The 23,043-nt window shown below is 55.6% G+C and carries 14 protein-coding genes, 1 tRNA gene, 4 rRNA genes and 1 pseudogene; 14 read left to right on the top strand and 6 right to left on the bottom strand.

All coding sequences use genetic code 11. The annotated features are described in order from the left end of the window. Nucleotides 1–299: 299 nt before the first annotated feature. Complete coding sequence (locus DV706_RS20940; RefSeq protein WP_006065849.1) at nt 300–1,460, bottom strand: tyrosine-type recombinase/integrase; 1,161 nt, start codon at nt 1,458–1,460, stop codon at nt 300–302. 721 nt (nt 1,461–2,181) lie between these two features. Between DV706_RS20940 and DV706_RS20945 the strand changes: the two genes are divergently transcribed. Further along, the gene (locus tag DV706_RS20945; RefSeq protein WP_006065848.1) at nt 2,182–3,441 is read left to right on the top strand and encodes an orc1/cdc6 family replication initiation protein; all 1,260 of its coding nucleotides are present in this window, start codon (nt 2,182–2,184) and stop codon (nt 3,439–3,441) included. Nucleotides 3,442–3,748: 307 nt separating this feature from the next. On the opposite strand, the gene DV706_RS20950 is transcribed toward DV706_RS20945, so the two are convergent. Next, nucleotides 3,749–4,810 carry a zinc-dependent alcohol dehydrogenase family protein gene (locus DV706_RS20950; protein WP_049889756.1) on the bottom strand — a complete coding sequence of 354 codons (1,062 nt, stop codon included), beginning with the start codon at nt 4,808–4,810 and terminating at the stop codon, nt 3,749–3,751. A 376-nt stretch (nt 4,811–5,186) separates the two neighbouring features. On the opposite strand from DV706_RS20950, the gene DV706_RS20955 reads away from it, so the two are divergent. Beyond that, nucleotides 5,187–6,074 (top strand): ParA family protein, encoded by an 888-nt coding sequence (locus DV706_RS20955; protein ID WP_006065846.1) that lies wholly within the window; start codon nt 5,187–5,189, stop codon nt 6,072–6,074. Continuing rightward, a complete protein-coding gene (locus DV706_RS20960) occupies nt 6,071–6,454 on the top strand; it encodes a hypothetical protein (RefSeq protein ID WP_006065845.1) in 384 nt (127 codons plus the stop codon). Before DV706_RS20955 ends, DV706_RS20960 begins: the two co-directional genes overlap by 4 nt. Nucleotides 6,455–6,665: 211 nt before the next feature. Here DV706_RS20960 and DV706_RS20965 read toward each other — a convergent pair whose 3' ends face one another. After that, complete coding sequence (locus DV706_RS20965; RefSeq protein WP_006065844.1) at nt 6,666–7,532, bottom strand: EamA family transporter; 867 nt, start codon at nt 7,530–7,532, stop codon at nt 6,666–6,668. A 250-nt stretch (nt 7,533–7,782) separates the two neighbouring features. Here DV706_RS20965 and DV706_RS20970 point away from each other — a divergent pair, with 250 nt between their 5' ends. Continuing rightward, nucleotides 7,783–8,274, top strand: a complete 492-nt coding sequence (locus DV706_RS20970; protein WP_006065843.1) for a pyridoxamine 5'-phosphate oxidase family protein — start codon at nt 7,783–7,785, stop codon at nt 8,272–8,274. A 310-nt stretch (nt 8,275–8,584) separates the two neighbouring features. On the opposite strand, the gene DV706_RS22530 is transcribed toward DV706_RS20970, so the two are convergent. After that, nucleotides 8,585–8,962: a bacterio-opsin activator domain-containing protein gene (locus DV706_RS22530; protein ID WP_083902026.1), complete on the bottom strand. Its 378-nt coding sequence runs from the start codon at nt 8,960–8,962 to the stop codon at nt 8,585–8,587. Nucleotides 8,963–9,042: 80 nt separating this feature from the next. Between DV706_RS22530 and DV706_RS20980 the strand changes: the two genes are divergently transcribed. The 6 genes from DV706_RS20980 to rrf (DV706_RS21005) all read left to right on the top strand — a co-directional run bounded on the left by DV706_RS20980 (nt 9,043) and on the right by rrf (DV706_RS21005) (nt 16,716). Further along, nucleotides 9,043–10,089 carry an IS630 family transposase gene (locus DV706_RS20980; RefSeq protein ID WP_136350973.1) on the top strand — a complete coding sequence of 349 codons (1,047 nt, stop codon included), beginning with the start codon at nt 9,043–9,045 and terminating at the stop codon, nt 10,087–10,089. Between the two features lie 1,341 nt (nt 10,090–11,430). After that, nucleotides 11,431–12,905: ribosomal RNA gene (locus DV706_RS20985) — 16S ribosomal RNA — on the top strand. Nucleotides 12,906–13,057: 152 nt separating this feature from the next. Further along, nucleotides 13,058–13,129 (top strand) — tRNA-Ala (locus tag DV706_RS20990). Nucleotides 13,130–13,355: 226 nt separating this feature from the next. After that, a 23S ribosomal RNA gene (locus DV706_RS20995) occupies nt 13,356–16,273 on the top strand. A 125-nt stretch (nt 16,274–16,398) separates the two neighbouring features. Then, nucleotides 16,399–16,520, top strand: a 5S ribosomal RNA gene (rrf, locus tag DV706_RS21000). Nucleotides 16,521–16,594: 74 nt separating this feature from the next. Then, nucleotides 16,595–16,716: ribosomal RNA gene (gene rrf / locus DV706_RS21005) — 5S ribosomal RNA — on the top strand. The 16S, 23S and 5S rRNA genes sit together here with 1 tRNA gene alongside, the layout of an rRNA operon. A 391-nt stretch (nt 16,717–17,107) precedes the next feature. Here rrf (DV706_RS21005) and DV706_RS22250 read toward each other — a convergent pair. Further along, nucleotides 17,108–17,289, bottom strand: a pseudogene (locus tag DV706_RS22250) (IS630 family transposase); the annotation flags it as partial. A 639-nt stretch (nt 17,290–17,928) separates the two neighbouring features. Between DV706_RS22250 and DV706_RS21015 the strand changes: the two are divergent. The 4 genes from DV706_RS21015 (at nt 17,929) to DV706_RS21030 (ending at nt 22,249) form a co-directional block, all read left to right on the top strand. Further along, nucleotides 17,929–19,032, top strand: a complete 1,104-nt coding sequence (locus DV706_RS21015; RefSeq protein WP_049889860.1) for a rhodanese-like domain-containing protein — start codon at nt 17,929–17,931, stop codon at nt 19,030–19,032. A gap of 292 nt (nt 19,033–19,324) precedes the next feature. After that, nucleotides 19,325–20,497 carry an NAD(P)/FAD-dependent oxidoreductase gene (locus tag DV706_RS21020; RefSeq protein WP_083902049.1) on the top strand — a complete coding sequence of 391 codons (1,173 nt, stop codon included), beginning with the start codon at nt 19,325–19,327 and terminating at the stop codon, nt 20,495–20,497. 3 nt (nt 20,498–20,500) lie between these two features. Continuing rightward, nucleotides 20,501–21,346, top strand: a complete 846-nt coding sequence (locus tag DV706_RS21025; RefSeq protein ID WP_006066852.1) for a DUF1641 domain-containing protein — start codon at nt 20,501–20,503, stop codon at nt 21,344–21,346. Between the two features lie 228 nt (nt 21,347–21,574). Next, entirely contained in the window at nt 21,575–22,249 is a 675-nt protein-coding gene (locus tag DV706_RS21030) for a peroxiredoxin (protein WP_006066851.1), read from the top strand. 331 nt (nt 22,250–22,580) lie between these two features. Here DV706_RS21030 and DV706_RS21035 read toward each other — a convergent pair whose 3' ends face one another. Beyond that, nucleotides 22,581–22,907, bottom strand: a complete 327-nt coding sequence (locus tag DV706_RS21035; RefSeq protein WP_006066850.1) for a hypothetical protein — start codon at nt 22,905–22,907, stop codon at nt 22,581–22,583. Nucleotides 22,908–23,043: the final 136 nt, after the last annotated feature.

The raw sequence follows: 23,043 nt of genomic DNA on the forward strand, positions 1-23,043 counted from the left end.
TTGAGCAAACCGGAGGTTTGTGATGCCCATCAGAACGCTTGCGTTCTGAGGACGGCGTGAACGCCGGGGCTTCCACCACGGGTGGAATACCAGCAATGTGCTGGATTGAGAACGCTGTGGGATCTGTTCCTGCAAGTTTTGAGACAGAAACAGGAAGCTCTGTCCTCAACAAGCGAGGACCGAGTAGGCCCGAACGCGGTAGGGCGGAGTGGTTCACCGTACTACCCACAGGCGTCAGCAGTGGGTGCAAGCCATGCTACTCGAGTGTGGACACACCCGAGTTCACACAGGAGAAGCGGTCACTCGTTTTCAAACACGGCAGTGTTGTCCTCAGCTAATTCGCTTGTTTCGATATGCGAGTACATTTCACTCGTCGTCTGGGGATCAGCGTGTCGAAGCGTCCGCTGGGCCTGCTCGTGGCTCACCTCTCGATACAGGAGTTCGCCGACGCCACGCCGCCCACCGTGGAGCGTGAGATACTCGCCGTCCTCGAGCGCTAACCCGGGGACAGCCGCCTGCCTGCTCAGTCGCTTCAGCACGGATCGACCACCCTCAGTCGTGATCGCAGGCGGCGTAACGCCATACTCGAGCGCGATCTCCCAGTGATGGTGCTGTGCAACCAGCTGATCGCGTTCGTCGGCGCCAAGCGCCGTCCGAATCCGTCTCGAAAGCGTCGGGACATGCATCGAAGGAAAGACTGGCCACGCATCGCTTGGCGGATCGTACGCACCACGCCAGCGCTCGAGCGGCGCTACGACCTGGCCCGGAAGCTGGGCCGGCTCACGGTTCTGGTTTTTACCGAGGATCCAGCAGACACCCTCCTCGAGGTCGACGTCGCTCCACTGCAGTCCAGTTCGGCGCGAGTCGGCCGGATCCTTCAGGACCTCACCTCCACGGACGCCCGAAAAGGCGATCATCGCAACGAGTGCACGATCCCGAAGGCGCTTGTGCAAGATCGGTTTCGGGGCGACTGGGTCCTGGTAGGCGCTGGCAGCACGCTGTTGGACGTATTCTAAGATGGCCTGTCGCTGCTCGGGCTGCCAGAACTGTCGATCGTACTCGCCACTCGAGGGACGGTCGGGCATGCTATCTCGAGCCTGTGCTTTCTCGGCTGGGTTGTCAGCGATGTAGCCCCATTTGACTGCCCACGACAGGAACGCCGAGACGTAATCGTAGTACGTCCAGGCCGTCGTCTCAGTGATCCCACCGTCGACATCGTTGGATTTGCCGGCCTCGATACGCCGTGCGAGGTAACTCGCATAGCCAGCCATCGTTCGATCGGTGACAGCGCCAATCGTCTCGACGTCACGGCGTTCACAGAATCCGATCCAGTCAGTGACGACCCGCTCGAAGTTCTGGCGATAGTTCGGCGACAGTGTCCCTTTGTTCTCGAGACACGCCACGAGAACGTCCTCGAGCGGATCCCCCTGAGAAAGTGGTCCAGAGCTGCTTGGTGCCATCAGCTACGGTGACTCAACGGAATTGTAGACAATAAGCGTGCATGTACCCATGCGTAGCGATCAGCGTCCAACGGACGAGTCGTCTCGGAACCGAGTCTCGAGTCGCCCGCTCAATGGGAGCATGAAATAAAAGAACACACCATCACGTCCGCTGTTCTTGACACGATTTGGGCTCTGTCACGAAGAACAGCGGACATAGTGGTGTGTTGAGAGAGATGAGAGAACGGTAATTCGATCTGGAATTGGACCACTCATCTATAGAGAGAACAAGCGTATATGGCCTCGAGATGTGCTTTGGTCGGGAAAGAGCTTGAGGGGGAACCGAGACAAAAGAACGAGAGAAGTCACCGGGAGTTCGAGAAGGTATAAAAAGATGCGGACGACAACACCCTCCCCCCACTTTGTCCGCTGTTCTTGCGAACAAAGGGGGGACCCCCGAGAAACGATCTGCTTTCTAGCTAGGATTGGTTTGATCTAGTACACTAGTCTGTAGCAACTCAGCTGTAAAACTGCATTACGGACTAACTCTCTTTGTGGTGTCTTAAAACCTTCCCTATTCAAAGACCTCCGCACACCCCCACCCCCACCTTCGCAGCTAGTTACTGCGGACAAAGTGGGGGGAGGGTGTTTCGAGAATTGTTATAAAAGAATAGAACAGCGGACACTCCGGACAGGGTGGTTTTATAAACACTCCCGAAAAACACTCACAGAGTGACCACGAATGGGGTTGTTCGAACGAGATACTGAAATCTACAAAAACCGCGATGCGTTGCGGGAAGACTATCAACCGGAGCGGCTCGTCGGTCGTGACGAAGAAATTCAGATGTATCAGACCGCACTCCAACCGGTGATCAACGGTGAACAACCGAACAATGTCTTTCTCTACGGCAAAACTGGCGTCGGAAAGACTGCGGCGACCCGGTATCTCCTCTCTCATCTCGAGGAAGATGCGAGCCAGTACGACGATATCGATCTGCATCTCACGTTTCTCAACTGTGATGGGCTCACATCGTCATATCAGATCGCAACACGCCTCGTCAACGAACTCCGTGACGAAACGAATCAGATCAGCACGACTGGCTACCCACGCGCAACCGTCTACGAAATGTTGTGGGACGATCTCGACGAAATCGCCGGCACCAATCTCATCGTTCTCGACGAAGTTGACCACGTCGAGGATGACTCGATTCTCTATCAGCTCCCTCGTGCACGCGCGAACAACAATCTCTCTGCGGCGAAGATCGGGATCATTGGGATCTCGAACGATTTCTCCTTCCGCGATGATCTCTCACCTAAAGTGAAGAGTTCGCTCTGTGAGCAGGAGATCCATTTCCCTGCCTACGACGCCGGCGATCTCCAGAAAATTCTCGAGCAACGTGCTGCTGTTGCGTTCCACGACGACGTCCTCGACGACGCAGTGATTCCACTCTGTGCTGCCTACGGAGCGAAAGACGCTGGCGACGCCCGACAGTCGATCGATCTCCTGATGAAAGCTGGCGATCTCGCTCGAGAAGAAGAAGAGACGACCACCGTCACAGAAGACCACGTTGAGGCAGGTCGTCACGACTTGGAACGGGGCCGTATCGAAGAGGGGATTAGCGGACTGACTCAGCATGGCCACCTCGTTTTGTACTCGTTGCTTACACTCCATCTTCAGAACGAAACTCCGATTCGGTCTCGAGATGTTCGACCGCGGTACACGAGCTTTGCTCAGCGAGCTGGTCGTGATCCGCTTGTCCCACGGCGGATGCGCGATCATCTCTCTGAACTCGCCATGCTCGGTCTCGTCTCGGTCACCGAGCGAAACGAGGGTCGCCGGGGTGGCACCTATCGCGAGTACACACTCGATATGGATCTCGAACTCGTGCTCTCTGCGTTAGATGACGTTCTTGACGACGTCGGTGTTCACGATTCTCTCCAGAATCATTTCGACGAACTCGATTCGATTAACGGGAACACGTCGCTAACCGAATTTCACTAACTCCCTTGGCTCGCTGCAAACGTGTCTTTCGATTTGACACCACGATGTCCGCTGTTCTTACCCCATGAGAACAGCGGACATGGTGGTGTTTGGGGAAGCGTTGACAAAACTTCTCAGTTGTCGTGACTCTACTGGCCAATAGCGTCATTGCCGGCTTCAGCTGGTGTTCTTCGACAGGAACGGTTTGCGCGGCCAAATTTGTACGGACTCTCTGTGGGCCGTATCCGTTCTATGCTTGGATTCATCTGCTGTCCGACACCTACACCAGCGTAATCAGCTTGTTAAAATAAGAGACGATGCCTGGCTCTCAAAACTCGTTACAGACTGGAATCCCCATTGTGTCGTAATCACTCATCGCCGCGAGTTTGTCCGGCACCGCCTCGATGGCGATCGTTTCGGAGACGAGTTCCTTGGGATCGATTTTTCCGGTTTTGATCATGTCGAGCATCTCGGGGTAACGGGACGGTTGTAGTCCAAGCGATCCCCGGAAGTCGATCTCTTTTGCGACGAACTCATCAGTCGGAAGCGACACTTTCCCTTCCTCTTCGGACGTGGTCAACCCGATCTGAACATGGCGACCACCTTTTCCAAGTGAGTTGACCGCATTCTGGCACGTCGTCGCGATTCCGAGTGCGTCAACCGAGCAGTCTGCACCTCCGTCGGTAATATCACGGACCTCCTTCGCTGGATCGTCTACTTCCGAAGCGTTGACCGTCGTAACGGCACCGAGCTGTTCGGCTTTCTCTAACTTCTCCTCGAAGAGGTCGACGCCGATGACGTTCGCACCGAGGGCATTCGCGATGTGAACCGCTGACAGCCCGATACCGCCCAGTCCGTGGACGACAACATCTTCGCCGTTACCCACGTTACCTCGGTGGGCCATCCCGTGGTACGACGTCATGAAGCGACAGCCAATTCCGGCAGCTGTATCCGGGTCGATTTCGTCCGGCAGCGGGACTGCGTTTATATCGGCGTTTGGGACATGGACTTCTTCTGCGAAGGCTCCTGGTGCCTCGTTCATGAATCCAAGTCCGACGTGATTTTCGCAGATGTTTTCGCGTCCGTTCCGACAGAGTTCGCACTTTCCACACGCGAAATTAAACGGAATGGCGATGTGATCTCCTTCGGAGACCGTTTCGACGTCTTCGCCGACTTCTACGATGGTTCCACAGGGTTCGTGGCCCAGAATGTGTGGTGGGTCGGGTCTGTATCCGAACCAGTCCCAGTCACCTTGCCAACAGTGCCAATCACTCCGACAGACGCCACAGCCATTGACTTTCGCTACGACCCCATCCGGCTCTGGTTCTGGACGCTCGACGTCCTGGACTTCCAGGGGCTCTTGGAACTCTTCTAACATTACTGCTTTCATGATGCGTCAACATTTACCATGACATTCTATATAATGTTAGGGGGATGGATCGGACTCGAGTGAGCCGCCGATAGATGTCGGGTGACTCCATCCAACAGTCGTCTCTCTGCTTTCGGTAGGAGAACATTGATCTTACTGACGGCGTCGATAAACCTCAATATGGTGCAATAGGTACAATAGGTGCAATAGGTACCTTGCCTAACTCACCTGTCTTGCCTGGCTCATCTAAGCCACCTTGCCCACACGAGGTAGCTAAGCTACCTATTGCAACTACCTACAGTAGAACTAAGTGTGATTGTCTGAATATACGAACTGTCCGCTAAAACAGGCATTCGCTGTACAATAGGTGCCTATTGTTGGCGGACGGAGTCACACTATGGCAGCAGAACACGAGCCACGCGCAGTAAGTGTCGTTATCCTCAAAGGCGGCGTTGGCAAATCAACGACCTCGATGAACCTCGCCCGACAGCTCGCCGAGCGGGGCGAAACGTTGTTCGCGGACCTCGATCCGAACGGTCATGCAACGAATGGTCTCGGCTTCGAGGACGCGTACCAGGGCGAGGTAAACCTCGGCGATGTCATCCTCGAGGGAACGGCGACGCCGCATGATCTTATCCAGCCAACCGAGTACGAGTTCGATCTGCTGCCGTCGTCGAACACGCTCGAGGACGTCGAGAACGATCTCGCCGGTGCGATGCAAGGATCGGCCCGTGTCAAATCAAAGATTGTCGACCCACTTCTCGGCGACGAGTACGAGTACATCGTTTTTGACTGCCCGGCATATCCAGGAATGTTGAACAACAATGCGCTGGTCGCGACGGGCAACGTCATGATTCCGATCGAACCGGGTTCGAGTGCGATCGGGGGCTACAAACGAACGATGGAACGACTCATCGAACCGGCTCGCGAATACATCGATGTCGACGTGCTTGCAGTTGTCCCGAACAAACTCTCGGACCGTATCGACCAACAGACCGAAGACCGGGAACTGCTCGAGAACCTGAACACGGCGAGCTATGAGGTCAACCCGGGCCAGCCACTCAAGGAGGCTGTGCCGGAGTTTGCCCGGATCACGGCCACCGAGTTCGAACGGATCGACGCAGGCGAGATATCCACACCGAAACCGGGAATCCGATACCGATCCTCGCTCTCGCGGTCGCTCCAAGAAAACAAGCCACTTCAGGAGTACGACCCAGAAAGCGATCAAATCGAGTGCTACGAGGAACTCGCGGCGATCGTTGCCAACGGAGGGATCGATCGATGACGAACCCCTTCGATGATCTTGGAAGCGACGATGCCGACGGCGACGAGCCGGTCGACGACCCTGCGACAGCCGATGACTCGAGTCAGTCGGAGACGACGACCGCTCAAACCGCATCCACACAGGCACACGACAATGACAAAGCGGCGTCGACCGGCCCAGCCTTCGAATACAGCGATGTTCGTCAGAAGCCACTGTACGCCCGTGGCGAGACGTGGGATGATCTCGAGGACCAACTCGGGATCGTCGTGACGCCCGAACTTCGACGGATGGGTATTCGTGACGACGAAACTCGCGAAGTCCACGACGCGCTTTTGAAAGTCGCTCTCGAGCATATTGACGAAGTCCCAGAACAGATCCGCAAGACGCGCCGACAAGCGTAGCTTCCCGTCCTGTTTTCGTGTCGCTATTCGGCAGCTGGTCCTGAAGATAACTGGCCACGGGAAGGAAATGTAGTCGGCACGGACACCACCGTGTCCGTTGTTTCTGTCACTGTTGTCACTGCTCTCGATAGAACGTGGTGATGTAGAACTGCGGACATGGTGGTGTTTTCAGGGTGTCGATTTACTCTCGCTCTCGTTATGAACTCACGTGTCAGGATCCCTCGAGCTGGATGAGGATAACGCCTATAATAACGAGTAGCCCACCGACGGCCGTTACGATTGTGACTGCCTCTCCTAACACGAGTACCCCGAGTGTGACTGTAACGACCGGTTCGGCTGTGCTGATAATGCTTGCACGACTGGCTCCGATTTTCGCGATGCCAGCGAAGAAGGTGAGAACGGGAACTACTGTCGCGAAGATCGCGATCGCGAGGATGACTCCCCAGGCGGAGACGCTGCCCGGCATCGCGAGTGTGTCTGTGCCCACACCGAATGCAATGAAACTGCCGGCTGCAGCCGGTAGCACGAACGCTGTTAGTACCTCGGCGTCGGTCGTCACAAGCGCTCGCTGGCTTACGACGATGTACAGTGAGTACGCAACCGCTGCTCCAAGTACGATCGCGATCCCGCGAGGGTCGACGCCGACGGGATCTGCACCGGTAATGAGCACGACGCCGCCGATCGAGAGACCGAGTGCGATCAACAGTCGTTTCGTAACTCGACTCGGGTTCGTGATCGCGACGATACAGACGACGAACGCCGGATAGGTGTAGAGCACGATCGCAACCATCCCGGCTGTCAGAAACTCGAGGCCGAGAAAGTAGAGCCCGCTCTGAGTGGCGTACCCAACTCCGCCAAGTGCGAGTGCGATCCCGAGCGTTCGACCGGTAAGTAATCGAAATCGGCCCCGCAGTCGGAGAACCATCCAGAGGACGACTGTTGCGAGCCCAAACCGCAACGCGAGTACCGTCGGAATCGAGACCCCTTCTTCGGCAGCGAGCATCCCGAAGATGCCGAGCGTGCCGAACCCAATCGCAGAGATCAGCACGAGAACGATCCCGACCGTTTCATCGTTCATACTCTGTGACTATTTCAGACCGCAAAAAGCGCTCTGTCTTGGAGAATGTTGACTCCGTCCACAGGCCGATTAAGGCGCATTTCGGTGTTTGGCCTCGAGGCGTTTCACGGTCCTGTCGCCGTGCTATTTCAGTCAGATCGAGAGACCGCTGTCGCCGAACCGTCGTGGCCGTCTGTGAGGGATCAGCGCTCTGAACAGTATGTGAGAATCCAACAAACAGCTTAGGAGGCCCATCTCATTTTTTCATCCGATGACCGTTGACGAGCTCAGCGACTATGGCATGGTTGAAATGGATGATGATGAGATACAGGGGTTTCTGTCGAGCCAGACCGTCGGGGTGCTTGGACTCTCGACAGATGACGCACCGATTATGCGTCCCCTGTCTTTTTCTTTCGATGGGGAGTCATGTCTCTACATCCTGTATGTCCTCGGCTCCAGTAGTCGGAAAGCAGAACTGACCGATCATGCGGACGCCGCTCGATTTCTCGTCTACCGAGCGGACACACCGTTTAATTGGTCGAGCGTCCTTCTTACTGGTACCATCGACGAGGTCTCAGCGGACGAACGAGACGAGATTCAGGACGACATTGAACTCCGGTGGCGTCCGGATGTGTTCGAACGGGCCAGTGCATCGGAGAACACCAAACTGTATCAGTTCACGATCGAAGATCAGGTTGGTCTCAAACATATCGGCCTTCCCCCCGAGCTTGAACCTGACTCCGAAGAAGAGTCGTCTGGCTAGTATTTCCAACACCATTCTAGCCAGCTGATCAAACTACATACCACTTCGTCGCCTCCCATGACTGGAGACGCGATAGGCCATCAGCTGGCAATTACGTGTTTGTCGCATCCGAACAACTGCTCGAGAAATCACTGCTACTCCGTTTGGAGACGGCGGTTGGCTATCGTTGGCTATTTTTTGCACCTCCCAATCTCTTCGCCTGTACTCTTCTGTAGCCGGTCAGAAACCCAGTGCAGTCGGCAGTTTTGAGTGTCTCGAGCAGACCTTCTATCAGATAGACTAACACTATGTCACAAGTTCTTTTTTGGTGTTAATCTCCGCTGGCCGCCACGTTTGCGGATAAGTTCGACGCTTGGTGCTGGTCGGCCAGCGTCTCAACGAACACCGGCATATCACCCACCTGTGAACCGTCAGCCACCGTCTCGAGACCTGTTTCGATGGTCCCTATCGATCGCGGATGTACACCATGTCGCCCGTATTTCGAGGCGGTGGCGACACCGGCGACCATTGTCTCGAATCGACACCGGTCACCCGACTCGTTGCTCAGGTCGTGGTTCCGCACGGAGACGTGGTTTTTGAAAACTGTGTCGGCATCTTCCTCGCTCGTTATAAAGAATAAGCGCGGTTTCATCGACCGAATGCGTCGCGAGCTCTTTGTCCTCGAGATAGCGAGCGTTGCGGTTGACATCCTTCTGCGCCTGAAGACGTCCCCAGAACGCGGGAGTGGTCGGCGCTATGTTTGAATCTGCAGGGTGCGTATAGACTCTGATGAAGACAACCCGTCGGACTGAAATGGTGAAGCATCTGTCGGAAAAACAGCTTGACGAAGCAATCAATGAAGCCCAGAAGGCGGACGAGACCCGTCTCGTCCGACGACTCTGCTTCATCAAGAACGTCTCTCTCGGCGACACTGACAAAATGGCTGCACGACGTGTCGGTGCGTCCCAACCAACCGGTGGACGCTGGCTCAAAGCCTGGAACGAAGGTGGAGTCGATGGACTTCGACCGAGCTTCGCGGGCGGCCGCCCCGCGAAGCTCTCCTCTGAACAGTTTGACGAGTTCTTTACACTCCTCGAAGACGGTCAACCGTGGACACCACAGGAGATCGACGATCTTCTTTGGGACCGATACGGCGTGACGTACGATCGATCCCACCTTGCTCGAATTCTCCGTGGTGATGGAATGCAGTACGCAAAACCACGACCGATGGACCCGCGACAATCACCGGATGCTGAGAAGGATTTTCGTGAGCGCCTGGGAGAGGCGCTCACGAAAGAAAATGGTGATGAACCACTCGTTCTCGGCTTCTTCGACGCTTCGTGGCCACAACCGTTCGAGAACTCCCAGCGAATGTGGTCGTACGATCGAACCGTGGAAATCGACAAACCACTGGTGACAGTCCCCTGGAAAACGCTTGGCTTCTACGCATTACTCGGCAAGAGTACGCTCATCTTTCGGAAACGAACGACGAAAGAGAGTATTTGCGCAGCGTTAGAGGCAATCCGTGAGCAGAATCCGGTTGGGCGGATTCTGCTCATCGCAGACAACGATGGCGGTCATCATGCGAAACTCACCCAGCAACGGGCCGACGAACTCGGCATCGAGTTCGTCTTTCTCCCGCCGTACTCGCCGATGTTCAATGCCATCGAACCGCTCTGGAAGACGCTCAAACGGAAGATTTCGCCAGAAGTCTTCGAAGGAAAGGACCACTTCAAGCAGTTCGTTACTAACACCTTCCTGGACCTATCCAAACGCGTCAGCTTCGCCGACAACTGGATCAAAACATTCCTCCCGGATATTCAAAAGTTATGCTGACCACTCGAGCGTTCTGGTGTACGAACGAGACGCAAGAGTGATCGGGGTTTGGTTTGAATACTCGTTTCAGACGCGTTCGCTCGAGTCGCCGGATTCGAATAGCGTACCGGCGTAGCCACGATTCAGCAGTGATGCAGACCACTCACGCGTCTCGTTAACGCAGGAATCCCGAGCGGTGGGAGTTTCAGGTTTGCAACCATGGACGCCGCCACTTCACGGGGCCCGTTTAACCCAGTCGTCGTGGTCGGTGGCTGACTGGCGTTCACGAGAACGGAGTTCTCGTGCAGCCCATCAGAAATCGGAGATTTCTGAGGACGGTGCCAAACCGCTGTTACTCCTATCCTCCGCGTCGTTGACTCCCATCTGTTGTTTTTGCCAGTAGGGGGATGCTGACACTTCGACGGATTCAGAGGTATCGTGGATTTTCTCGACCGACGGGCACCGAGACGAACCCTTCAAGGGTTCGCGTTCACCACGTCGGCGTTTCGGATACTGCCTCGTTGAACGGGCGGGCAGGCCGCCTCCGAAGGTCGTTCGGAAACCGCTCCGTTCCAACCTGACCTTGTCATCGTGTAGTTTTTATAACTTGAAGGTTTGGATTGGAAACTCGGTCTATGCTCTCGTCGGTGGAAAGCGCCATCAAGTGACGGCGCGTGTCCACGCCGTAAACGACGTGGTATTGCGCCTGTTCAGCGTATAACCTGTTTGAGGACCGCCCCTGCCGTGTCAACCTAGGATGTGGATTCAGTTGGATGTATAATCTCAGTTACTCCAATTGTCCGCGCGTGCGCGCGAGTATCCGGCAGAAAGGATGCCAGAACCAAGATGTGCTCGTGTCGAATCGGATCCCAGGTCGAGCCAGTGAATTCGGTATACTTCGTCTGTGGCCATTGTACTGTCGGATGAGACGGTTTGTACGTCTCGTTCTCCGGCGACTCGTTTCGTACTATCTCGTGCTTACTGAACTTAATAGTGTGGTCGCTCGAAAAGCCGATGTTGTCTGTTCCACTATTGGATCGGCTTATTTTTCCTGTTAGTTGAGTGGTCCGAGTACATACTGCTGTAAATGTCTTTTAATCGTGGTTGGTACTCACTCTCGTTGGACGGTTGGTTCGCAGGCCTTATATAGGAACCGGGGATTATGGATTAATACGCAGAAGATGAGGACTCCACACCTGCGGTCCGCCGTATAGATGGGGTCTGATGTTAGCCTTGGTAGTTCGGTGACGCCTGATCGGTCGTCGATCGTGGTCACCGAACGTGGACCCATTTATGTGTGAGTGTGTATTCGAACATTCACCGCCAAATGAACCCTCCCAACAGTGGTTGGGAGTAGATAGCATTCCGGTTGATCCTGCCGGAGGTCATTGCTATTGGAGTCCGATTTAGCCATGCTAGTTGTACGAGTTTGTACTCGTAGCAGATAGCTCAGTAACACGTGGCCAAACTACCCTATGGATCCGGATAACCTCGGGAAACTGAGGCCAATCCGGAATACGATTCCCAAGCTGGAACTGCTGGGAATCCGAAACGCTCAGGCGCCATAGGATGTGGCTGCGGCCGATTAGGTAGACGGTGGGGTAACGGCCCACCGTGCCAATAATCGGTACGGGTTGTGAGAGCAAGAGCCCGGAGACGGTATCTGAGACAAGATACCGGGCCCTACGGGGCGCAGCAGGCGCGAAACCTTTACACTGCACGCCAGTGCGATAAGGGGACTCCGAGTGCGAGGGCATATAGTCCTCGCTTTTCACCACCGTAAGGAGGTGGTAGAATAAGTGCTGGGCAAGACCGGTGCCAGCCGCCGCGGTAATACCGGCAGCACGAGTGATGACCGCTATTATTGGGCCTAAAGCGTCCGTAGCTGGCCGTGCAAGTCTATCGGGAAATCTGTGTGCCTAACACACAGGCGTCCGGTGGAAACTGCTCGGCTTGGGACCGGAAGACCAGAGGGGTACGTCTGGGGTAGGAGTGAAATCCCGTAATCCTGGACGGACCACCGGTGGCGAAAGCGCCTCTGGAAGACGGATCCGACGGTGAGGGACGAAAGCTCGGGTCACGAACCGGATTAGATACCCGGGTAGTCCGAGCTGTAAACGATGTCTGCTAGGTGTGACGCAAACTACGAGTTTGCGTTGTGCCGTAGGGAAGCCGTGAAGCAGACCGCCTGGGAAGTACGTCCGCAAGGATGAAACTTAAAGGAATTGGCGGGGGAGCACTACAACCGGAGGAGCCTGCGGTTTAATTGGACTCAACGCCGGACATCTCACCAGCATCGACAATGTGCAGTGACGGTCAGTGTGATGAGCTTACCTGAGCCATTGAGAGGAGGTGCATGGCCGCCGTCAGCTCGTACCGTGAGGCGTCCTGTTAAGTCAGGCAACGAGCGAGACCCGCATGCCTAATTGCCAGCAGTACCCTTGAGGTAGCTGGGTACATTAGGTAGACTGCCAGTGCCAAACTGGAGGAAGGAACGGGCAACGGTAGGTCAGTATGCCCCGAATGTGCTGGGCGACACGCGGGCTACAATGGCCACGACAGTGGGATGCAACCCCGAAAGGGGACGCTAATCTCCGAAACGTGGTCGTAGTTCGGATTGAGGGCTGAAACTCGCCCTCATGAAGCTGGATTCGGTAGTAATCGCGCCTCAGAAGGGCGCGGTGAATACGTCCCTGCTCCTTGCACACACCGCCCGTCAAAGCACCCGAGTGAGGTCCGGATGAGGCCGCCGCAACGGCGGTCGAATCTGGGCTTCGCAAGGGGGCTTAAGTCGTAACAAGGTAGCCGTAGGGGAATCTGCGGCTGGATCACCTCCACAGACCGGGACTGGGGCGATGCCCCAGCCCAGAAGTCATAGCGCTTTGCGCTATGCAATCCACGTTCGATTGACCCATCGCTGGGCCGATCGGGCACCTTAGAACTACCGAGGCTAACACGTATATCTCTGTCCGCCCGTCTGGGCGGACGTGGGCCCATAGCTCAGTGGTAGAGTGCCTCCTTTGCAAGGAGGATGCCCAGGGTTCGAATCCCTGTGGGTCCATGACTCGTACCGGTCACAGATCCGTGCCCTTAAGTGGGAGACGGGATTGTGATCGAGTACGACTGAACTGATGCACCACCCCGCGTAAGTGTGGGTGGGAAGGGTCAATGCAGGCCGGCCGTCTACCGGCGTGCAGATGAGACCGTGTGTACGTGTAGTCCAGGCGTCCACTGGACCCGTTCCCGGGTCACTATAACGTTGCGACTTTGTCGCAACGCCGATCCGATGAACGTGGCTACTGTGCCAGCTGGTGGATCGCTCGGCTTGAGAGCTGAAGAAGGACGTGCCAAGCTGCGATAAGCCCAAGGGAGCCGCACGGAGGCAAAGAACTTGGGATCTCCGAATGGGAATCCCCACCGCAATTGCTTCGCGCAATGGGGAACGTCGAGAATTGAAACATCTTAGTATCGACAGGAAAAGAAAACGAACGTGATGTCGTTAGTAATGGCGAATGAACGCGACACAGTCCAAACCGAAGCCTTCGGGCAATGTGGTGTTCGGACTGACGATCACTTCTCGAAAGACGACAGGAAGTCTCTTGGAATAGAGCACGAAACAGGGTGACAGTCCCGTAGTGTCGTCGAGTACGGAACGAGTCAGCTCCAGAGTATCGGGGGTTGGATATCCCTCGTGAATATCGCGGGCATCGACCGCGAAGACTAAACACTCCTCAAGACCGATAGCGAACAAGTAGTGTGAACGAACGCTGAAAAGCACCCCACAAAGGGAGGTGCAATAGGGCGTGAACTCAGTTGGCGATAGAGCGACAGGGCACAAAAGGTCCCGTATCAAATGAATCAGGCGCGAGCCTGTAGTAAGCCGTATGGGAAGCCGGTGTTCTGTCGTACGTTTTGAAAAACGAACCAGGGAGTGTGCCTGTTTGACGAGTCTAACCTGATCATCAGGGAAGGCGCAGGGAAACCGATATGACCGCAGTGCTTTGCACCAGGGTCACCGTGTTCAAGCGCGGGGAGTCAAACGGGCACGACCCGAAACCGGACGATCTAGGCGTGGACAAGGTGAAGCGTGCCGAAAGGCACGTGGAGGCCTGTTAGAGTTGGTGTCCTACAATACCCTCTCGTGATCTACGTCTAGGGGTGAAAGGCCCATCGAGTCCGGAAACAGCTGGTTCCAACCGAAACATGTCGAAGCATGACCTCTGCCGAGGTAGTTCGTGGGGTAGAGCAACGGATTGGGGGACCGCACTCCGAGAGGAGTGCGCCCCCCTGTCCAACTCCGAACCTACGAACGCCGTTTGACGCAGGGAGTCCGGTGCGCGGGGTAAGCCTGTGTACCGTGAGGGAGACAACCCAGAGCTGGGTTAAGGTCCCCAAGTGTGGACTAAGTGCGATCGAAGGTGGTCTCAAGCCCTAGACAGCCGGGAGGTGAGCTTAGAAGCAGCTACCCTCTAAGAAAAGCGTAACAGCTTACCGGCCGAGGTTTGAGGCGCCCAAAATGATCGGGGCTCAAGTCCACCACCGAGACCTAGCGGCATCCTTGATCGGATGATCCCGTAGGTTGGCGTTCTGTTCGGGCGGAAGCATGGTCGAGAGATCATGTGGACCGTTCAGTAACGAAAATCCTGGTCATAGTAGCAGCGTTAGTCGGGTTAGAACCCCGACGGCCGAACGAGTAAGGGTTCCTCAGCAATGCTGATCAGCTGAGGGTTAGCCGGTCCTAAGTCAGCCCGTAAGTCGAAGCTGACAACAGGGAAATAGGTTAATATTCCTATGCCAGTGTGCACTCAAAGCCAACGCTTTGGGGCCGCCTGAGCTGGGCTTTCGCCCAGTCGAACTGTCAAAGTTCGTGGAAGCCGTAATGGCACGAAGCGAGCGAACGGCAGGATAGCGCAAGTCAGGTCAACCCAGAGCCCGTGAAAAGGCGAGCACACTGTCCGTACCGAGATCCGACACAGGTACTCGTGGCGGCGAAAGCCAAGGTCTGTCGGGAGCAACCGACGTTAGGGAATTCGGCAAGTTAGTCCCGTACGTTCGCAATAAGGGATGCCTGCCTCGCGAAGAGGCAGGTCGCAGTGACTCGGGCGCTCCGACTGTCTAGTAACAACATAGGTGACCGCAAATCCGAAAGGACTCGTACGGTCACTGAATCCTGCCCAGTGCGGGTATCTGAACACCCCTTACAAGGGGACGAAGGACCCGTTAACGGCGGGGGTAACTATGACCCTCTTAAGGTAGCGTAGTACCTTGCCGCTTTAGTAGCGGCTTGCATGAATGGATCAACGAGAGCGCCACTGTCCCAACGTTGGGCCCGGTGAACTGTACGTTCCAGTGCGGAGTCTGGAGACCCCCAAGGGGAAGCGAAGACCCTATAGAGCTTTACTGCAGGCTGTCACTGAGACGTGGTCGCCATTGTGCAGCATAGGTAGGAGCCGTTACACAGGTACCCGCGCTAGCGGGCCACCGAGGCAACATTGAAATACTACCCGATGGTGACTGCGACTCTCACTCCTGGCGGAGGACACTGGTAGCCGGGCAGTTTGACTGGGGCGGTACGCGCTTGAAAAGATATCGAGCGCGCCCCAAGATTTCCTCACTCGGGTCGGAGACCCGAGAAAGAGCGCAAGAGCATAAGGAAGTCTGACAGTGTCCGGCACAACGACGGACGCTGACGCGAAAGCGTGGTCTAGCGAACCAATTAGGCTGCTTGATGCGGCCAATTGCTGACAAAAAAGCTACCTTAGGGATAACAGAGTCGTCACCCGCAAGAGCACATATCGACCGGGTGGCTTGCTACCTCGATGTCGGTTCCCTCCATCCTGCCCGTGCAGAAGCGGGCAAGGGTGAGGTTGTTCGCCTATTAAAGGAGGTCGTGAGCTGGGTTTAGACCGTCGTGAGACAGGTCGGCTGCTATCTATTGGGGGTGTGAGGTATCTGACGGGAACGTTCGTATAGTACGAGAGGAACTACGAATGGGTGCCACTGGTGTACCGGTTGTTCGAAAGAGCACGTGCCGGGCAGCCACGCACCACGGGGTAAGAGCTGAACGCATCTAAGCTCGAAACCCACCTGGAAAAGAGATACCACTGAGGCCACTCGTAGAAGACGAGATCGATAGACTCGGGATGTACGCGCCAAGGCAACGAGGCGTTGAGTCCGCGAGCACTAATCGGCCAAGCCACACATTCATATCACATCGCATTGGATCCGTGACGCGAGAACGGGTCCGGACGCAAACTGGACTACACATACACTCGGTCAGAGAGACCACCGATTACGGTTTGACGACGGTTCGATTCCGTTGATCGGCGTTACGGCGGCCACAGCGGCGGGGTTCCTCCCGTACCCATCCCGAACACGGAAGATAAGCCTGCCTGCGTTCCGGCGAGTACTGGAGTGCGCGAGCCTCTGGGAAATCCGTTTCGCCGCCTCCATTCATATCGCGTGATACCCAGATGGGTATCGACCGACAGTGGGCTGACGGCGGTTCGATTCCGCCGGTCGGCATTACAGCGGCCACAGCGGCGGGGTTCCTCCCGTACCCATCCCGAACACGGAAGATAAGCCCGCCTGCGTTCCGGCGAGTACTGGAGTGCGCGAGCCTCTGGGAAATCCGTTTCGCCGCTTTCATTCATACTTCATTTACCGCAGACAGCTACAGCTGTAGCCGTCTGCGGTTTTTGTATTTATGACAAATGCTAGTCTTATTTTCATATAAGCCATATTCAGCAACGATATCTTCTCAGTACGCGGCCGGTCCATCATCACCATCAAAACAGTGACATAGATTTCCGGATTCTGTCCGAATCGGTAAGCGTTGCACAAGGCGATGGAGGAAGGCTTCTGGCGAGCATACGGCATGTATGCCGATCGCACTGCGAACGTTAGACGACGGTGCGTGGATCAGCGTCAACGATTCTCGCCAGGTGAGCGTAAGCGACGTCTGGACACTTTCTCGAGGGGTGTTTTGTAACTGCGAACCTGCGTACGTTCTTCTCGAGGGGTTTCTTGATGTTCGTGTCGTTCCGGTTGATTCAGACTTGCCAACCCGGTTAGCTGCTTCTTCAAGCGTATCTCTTTCATAGAGATTCTTCACGAAGGTAAGACGGCGGATGACCTTGGACCGTCCGCCTCAGTCAGGAGTCGATCAAGGTCCTCATCAGAAAGATGTCGAACAACATCCTTTCGACGATCGCTGCTCACTGTTCATCAGTCATCTCACTCCAGCCCCAAAACTTCTCTCACGTACTAGAGCAGGTTCGCGGCGCTCGTCTCCGAACGAAACACTTCAACTGGGAACATAGTTGGGTGATGCCGACGCATCACCCTTGCCCGCTACGCTTTCACAGCGCCAGCTCTGTTCGACCAACAATCTGCTTCCGAAGAGCGATTCTCGAAGTAGACAATGGACGCCGCTCTTCGGATTTATGATGAAGGTGAAGGGCCGTTGTTGGCCCACGAGCAGTCGGTGATTACTGCTCGTAAGAGGTGAATACGTTCAACGGCAGTTGTTTATTTGTGCGATGTGAATATTAGCATAATGGTTTAGTATTCGAACGCCTAACATTGAGAAAATGATCTACCACAGAGTTAATTACTACAGTTCTTAATTTGATATAATATTTGATAGATACAATCCCCATCGCGGCTTAGGAAGGTGAAATTATTGCGGGAACAAGTATCGGATTACATGGGTGTGCGTGTAAAGAGATTCGCAATATTTCCGTAAGTTGGTAAGCTAACGATCGAATCAATGTGAAAGCAGTTCGTGATCGTAGCTGTGGTTGGATCGGGGACGAAAGAATTGTATATGCGGACGCACTAATCCGCTATAGACCAGCCATGGCGGATAACCACACTAAAGCCGCACTCGAGGATTTGCCGCCGAGCTCAAAATTTATTTATAAAACACTCGAAGACGCCGGCCCAATGACACTTAAGGGATTGACGGAGGAGACGATGCTCTCTTCGCGAACGGCGCGATATGGGCTGGATCAACTCGACGAAGCTGATCTTATCGATTCATCTCCTGCGCTTCACGATGGGCGCCAGACTTGCTACAAACTCAATACCGATTCTTGCGGTGCTGGGAGTGATACCGGATCCTCAGTTCTTGTTTCGCCGGAGTGGGTGGAAGACCGCCTCTCGGAATTTGAACAGGACGATCCGGAACTTCGACTTGTAGAGGCAGACGCCGAGTACGATCAGGGACACATCCCAGGGGCTATCCAGGTCGATATCCTCGGTGATCTTGTCGACGTTGATGGCTGTGGAGTCGCTGACAAGCGGTGTTTCGAAAAGTATGTCGGTGCGCGTGGAATCACACAAGAGAGTACGGTCGTAATCTACAGCACCCACCACAATCAGTATGCGGCGTATCTCTACTGGCTCTTCAAGTATTATCGCCACACCGACGTTAGACTCCTCGATGGTGGAAAGCAACGGTGGACCGAGTCTGGCTATCCGATGACGACTGAAGAGCCTGAGATAACTCCACAGGAGTACAGCGCACACGCTCCCGATGAGCGGATTCGTGCCTATCGAGCTGACATCGAAACGGCGCTCGCACAGGATGTCGCTATCGTTGACGTACGCTCCTCACCGGAGTATCATGGTGATATAACACAACCGCCAAACAAGGATCTGCCCGAGGCTCGCACTGCAGGTCATATCCCAGGCACGATCCACATAACGTGGTCTGAGGTAATTGACGAAAACGGACAGTTCAAAGATCAATCAACGCTCGAGCAACTGTTCCGAAACCACGGTAGCACCCCCGAGACGGAGACCATCGTCTACTGCCATGTCGGGGAACGATCGTCGATCGTCTGGTTTGTGCTCTCAGAACTGCTCGAGTACCAGATAGTTTCTAACTACGATGGCTCGTGGATCGAGTGGGGGAACCTGATCAATGCGCCAGTCGAATCCGATACCGAAGAGTCCTAGCGGGTTCGAAGCGAGCGTTTGAACTGCTTGAAAACCACCTGTGAATATCCGCTGTGGACGTAGCCTATAGTAGCTACTGGCCGTCACGGCATACCTATTCGCCCGACGGGAGCGCGGCCAGTGCGGTGGGTGTGTCAACCGGTTCAGTTGTTACTATAGCCAGCAACTGCCACGTCGACGCGACGGATGACTAGGCAATATTTTCGGTATAATCGTCGCTTCGCTCTTTCTCACACAATTGTTTCTCAAAGACGTGTGTTTAGATGCCCTAGACTGTAATATTCATGTGTACATGGTTAAAATAGCCATACTGGGTGCCGGTTCCGGCGGAGCCATGACGGCAAATATCCTCCGTCGCAAACTGGATGACGACGAAGCTGAGATCACTGTAGTTGATAAAAGCACTGACCACTTCTATCAGCCGTCGTTCTATCTGGTTCCGTTCGGGTACCTCGAGCCTGACCAGTCTCGGAATATCAATGACCTTCTTAAGCCGGGTGTCGAGTTCGTTCACGACGCCGTAACGGGTGTCGACCCTGACGGACAGACCGTTTCCCTCGCGGACGGTGACGAACTCGAGTACGATTATCTCGTTGTTGCGACTGGCCACCGACTCGATCCGAGCGCGATGCCCGGATTGACCGAGGCTTGGGAAGACCACGACGATGTCTACCCGTTCTACCACTACGAGGCGGCGCTCGAGATGCGCGACGCACTCGAGAACTTCGACGGGGGGACGTTCCTCGTCACTCAGCCCGACACGCCGATCAAGTGTCCTGGCGCGCCGCTGAAGATGGCGATGCTCGCGGAGGACTACTTCCAGCGACAGGGCATTCGTGACGATGTCGAGGTCATCATGACGCGAAACGCCGAACACCACTTTGGTGTCCAGCCGTATCGTGACAAGCTCTACGAGATCTGGAACGACCGTGATATCGAGTTTAAGGAGAACTTCTCGGTCGAAAAGGTCGACCCCGACGCGGGCGTCGTCTACGGTGCGGACGGTGAAGAGATCGAATACGATCTCTACGCACCAGTTACCCCGCAGTTCGGCCAGGAGCCGATCACCGACAACTCGCCGCTGACCGAGGGCTCCGAGGATGGCGAGTACGTCACCATCGATCAGCACACGTGCCAGCACGATGAGTACGACAACGTCTTCGCGCTGGGTGACTGTGAGAACGCACCCCACTCCAAGACGGCCGCAGCCGCCCGCAAACAGGCCCACATCGTCGGCAAGAACCTCACGTCGGCTATCCGTGATATGCCCCTGCGCGCAGAGTACGACGGCTACGCTGCCTGTCCACTACTGACGAAGAAGGGGAAGGCCCTGATCGCCGAGTTCGATTACGAGGGCCCCATCTCTGCGCCTGTCGAGAGCAAGATGAACTGGATCATGGACGTCAACGTCCTTCCATCCGTCTACTGGGATGCCTGGATGAAAGGCTACGACCCCCTTCCGTAAACAATGGCACAGAAAGATCAATCGGTCGACGGCGACTTCGATGGCACCGCCTTCGAGTCCGCCGAAGTAAACAAACTCGCTCGGACGCTCGAGGAAAACGACGAGGAACTCGCGGAACTCCTCGAACTCCTCGTCGTTGTCCAGGACCTCTCCGAGGATCTTGCGCCAGAACTTCGCGAGGCCGCACACGACTCTCGGGAGCCGATCGCGGAGTTACGTATGGCCTTGGAGAGCGAGGACACGCTCGTCCTCGTCCAGCGTGTCGGTGAGAACGCTGACATGCTCGTCGAACTCCTCGAAACGCTCGAGGTTGCAGACGACCTCGTGAGCGATCTTGCTCCGGAGTTTCAGACGATCGTTCGCGAGAACCGTGAGACGCTCGCTCGACTGCGGGTTGCCTTGGAGCGCGAGGAGACGCTCGTCTTGCTCGAGCGACTCGGTGAGAACACCGACACGCTCATCGAGTTGCTCGAGTTGCTCGACGTCACCTACGACCTAGCCGAAGACATCATCCCGGAGGCCGTCAACGTCGCTCGTGAGAACAGAAAACCGATCGCGGAGCTGCGGATGATGGTCGCCGGCTTCGCCAGCACCTATGCTGAGGCCGACCTCGAGCCACACCAGCTCGGACAGAACCTCGGAAACATGCTCGTGCTCGGCTGCAAACTCGGCGATGAGGAACTCATCGACGCCGTCGAGTCGGGGCTCGGTGCATTCACCGAAGAGGAACCGCCGAAGAAGGTCGGTATGTTTGGGATGCTCGGTGCGCTTCGAGACGACGATGTCAAACAGGGACTCGGTGTGCTCATCGAGTTCCTCCGACGCATGGGTGCCTCGAAAGCGAAGTGACCGACCACGGGTCGAATGACTTAGAGCGCCTCCCGGAGCCGATCGGGACGCTCGACCGAATTGGTTGCCACTTTTTTGCTGGCCGTGGTGTGTGTATGGTACTCTATAGTATGTCACTCGAAAATAGCAGAGGGATTTTTTCACCATTCTCCGCTCTTCTCTTCGGAATACGAAAAAATATCTTTTTGAAAAGGGATTATAGTTGCTAGGGTCCTAACCGTAGATGTAATGTCCGAAGACGAAAGCGACACGAGTGGATTTCCGCTTATTGGGGATCAGTTCCCTGAACTCGAGGTAGAAACGACGCACGGATCCAAGACGATCCCTGACGACTACGAGGGTCAGTGGTTCGTCCTCTTTAGCCACCCTGGCGACTTTACGCCGGTCTGTACAACTGAGTTCGTCGGCTTCGAGCAGCGACGTGAGGAGTTCGAAGCACTCAACGCTGAACTGATCGGTCTCTCGATCGACCGCGTTCACTCCCACATCAAGTGGACCGAGTGGATCGACGAAGAACTCGACGAGGATATCGGCTTCCCGATCATCGCCGACGAGAGCGGCGACGTCGCCGACGCGCTCGGTATGGTCCACCCTGGACAGGGCACCTCGACGGTTCGCGCCGTCTTCATCGTTGACCCCGAGGGAGTTACCCGTCAGGTTCTCTACTACCCCAAGGAGATCGGCCGCAACGTCGACGAAGTCCTTCGCTCGCTCGAGGCACTCCAGACCTCTGACGAAGAAGGTGTCGCGCTGCCGGCTAACTGGCCAGAGAACGACAACTTCGGCGACAAGGCGCTGCTTTCGCCACCAGGAACCGTCGACGAGGCGGAAGCGCGGACGGCCGAGGCTAGCCAGGAGGGGTATGAGTCGTACGATTGGTGGTTCACGCTGAAAGAGATTTAAAGCCACCCGATCGCGTCACATCAACTCATCTCCTGAGGAGCATGCCGTCTGGCTATCGGACTCGCACTCGCGATCGTCCGTGCTGATGGACTGTCCCTCCTCGACATCAAGAGCCTGGGTTTCGAATACACGGTACTCGTGGGCTACCTGTGCCGTTCAACGGAGCAGACCCTGGTTCTAATCCGATTTCGACGCGACAAACCACGATCCGTTCCGTTTTGCCACCACAGAGAGTCTGTCCGACGGATCGGATCTCCCGTTTTGAGTACTCAGTACTCAATCTAGTGGCAGCTCCTTGCTAGACCTCTGCACTGCCCAGTGACGTCTAATCTCAGACTGCCGCGTTTTGTTTGATGTATTCTACGACAGTTTCCTCTGAGATATCGTTCCGTCCCGTTACGGTCATGATCAGTGCGGTCCCAGCCGGGGTGACGTCGGCTTCGGCGAGTGCGAGGGCTTCTGCCTCGGCGTCTGAAAGATCGTGTTCGTAGTACAGTTCGTTGATCCGGTCGTGGTGTTGCTGGACGAGTTCGAGTGCAAGCTGTTTCGTCGACTCCTCGTTCTGATCGTCGACAGCGAGGTGAACACCATCAGCCGCCAGTTGGTTGAGCTGTTCGGATAACTGGAGGGAGTCACTGCTATCGGTAGCGTCTGACATACGCAAAACTCGGTAGAGGAGATACTTATATGCTTTCGATGGGTCCCATTGGCCGTTGTCGCCGGTGAACTGATCAGAACCCTCGTCCAATCTGCGCTCCAGTTGTCTGTCAGGAGCGCGGTTGCTCCTCTTTGTG

Source organism: Natronorubrum bangense, from assembly GCF_004799645.1.
Lineage (GTDB): Archaea > Halobacteriota > Halobacteria > Halobacteriales > Natrialbaceae > Natronorubrum > Natronorubrum bangense.

Excerpts from the sequence above, each read along its gene's own strand:
- DV706_RS20955 (WP_006065846.1), top strand. The coding sequence starts at position 5,187 with ATGGCAGCAGAACACGAGCCACGCGCAGTAAGTGTCGTTATCCTCAAA.
- DV706_RS20980 (WP_136350973.1), top strand. The coding sequence starts at position 9,043 with ATGAAGACAACCCGTCGGACTGAAATGGTGAAGCATCTGTCGGAAAAA.
- DV706_RS20960 (WP_006065845.1), top strand. The coding sequence starts at position 6,071 with ATGACGAACCCCTTCGATGATCTTGGAAGCGACGATGCCGACGGCGAC.
- DV706_RS21035 (WP_006066850.1), bottom strand. The coding sequence starts at position 22,907 with ATGTCAGACGCTACCGATAGCAGTGACTCCCTCCAGTTATCCGAACAG.
- DV706_RS21015 (WP_049889860.1), top strand. The coding sequence starts at position 17,929 with ATGGCGGATAACCACACTAAAGCCGCACTCGAGGATTTGCCGCCGAGC.
- DV706_RS20950 (WP_049889756.1), bottom strand. The coding sequence starts at position 4,810 with ATGAAAGCAGTAATGTTAGAAGAGTTCCAAGAGCCCCTGGAAGTCCAG.
- DV706_RS22530 (WP_083902026.1), bottom strand. The coding sequence starts at position 8,962 with ATGTCAACCGCAACGCTCGCTATCTCGAGGACAAAGAGCTCGCGACGC.
- DV706_RS21030 (WP_006066851.1), top strand. The coding sequence starts at position 21,575 with ATGTCCGAAGACGAAAGCGACACGAGTGGATTTCCGCTTATTGGGGAT.
- DV706_RS20945 (WP_006065848.1), top strand. The coding sequence starts at position 2,182 with ATGGGGTTGTTCGAACGAGATACTGAAATCTACAAAAACCGCGATGCG.
- DV706_RS21025 (WP_006066852.1), top strand. The coding sequence starts at position 20,501 with ATGGCACAGAAAGATCAATCGGTCGACGGCGACTTCGATGGCACCGCC.
- DV706_RS20940 (WP_006065849.1), bottom strand. The coding sequence starts at position 1,460 with ATGGCACCAAGCAGCTCTGGACCACTTTCTCAGGGGGATCCGCTCGAG.
- DV706_RS21020 (WP_083902049.1), top strand. The coding sequence starts at position 19,325 with ATGGTTAAAATAGCCATACTGGGTGCCGGTTCCGGCGGAGCCATGACG.
- DV706_RS20965 (WP_006065844.1), bottom strand. The coding sequence starts at position 7,532 with ATGAACGATGAAACGGTCGGGATCGTTCTCGTGCTGATCTCTGCGATT.
- DV706_RS20970 (WP_006065843.1), top strand. The coding sequence starts at position 7,783 with ATGACCGTTGACGAGCTCAGCGACTATGGCATGGTTGAAATGGATGAT.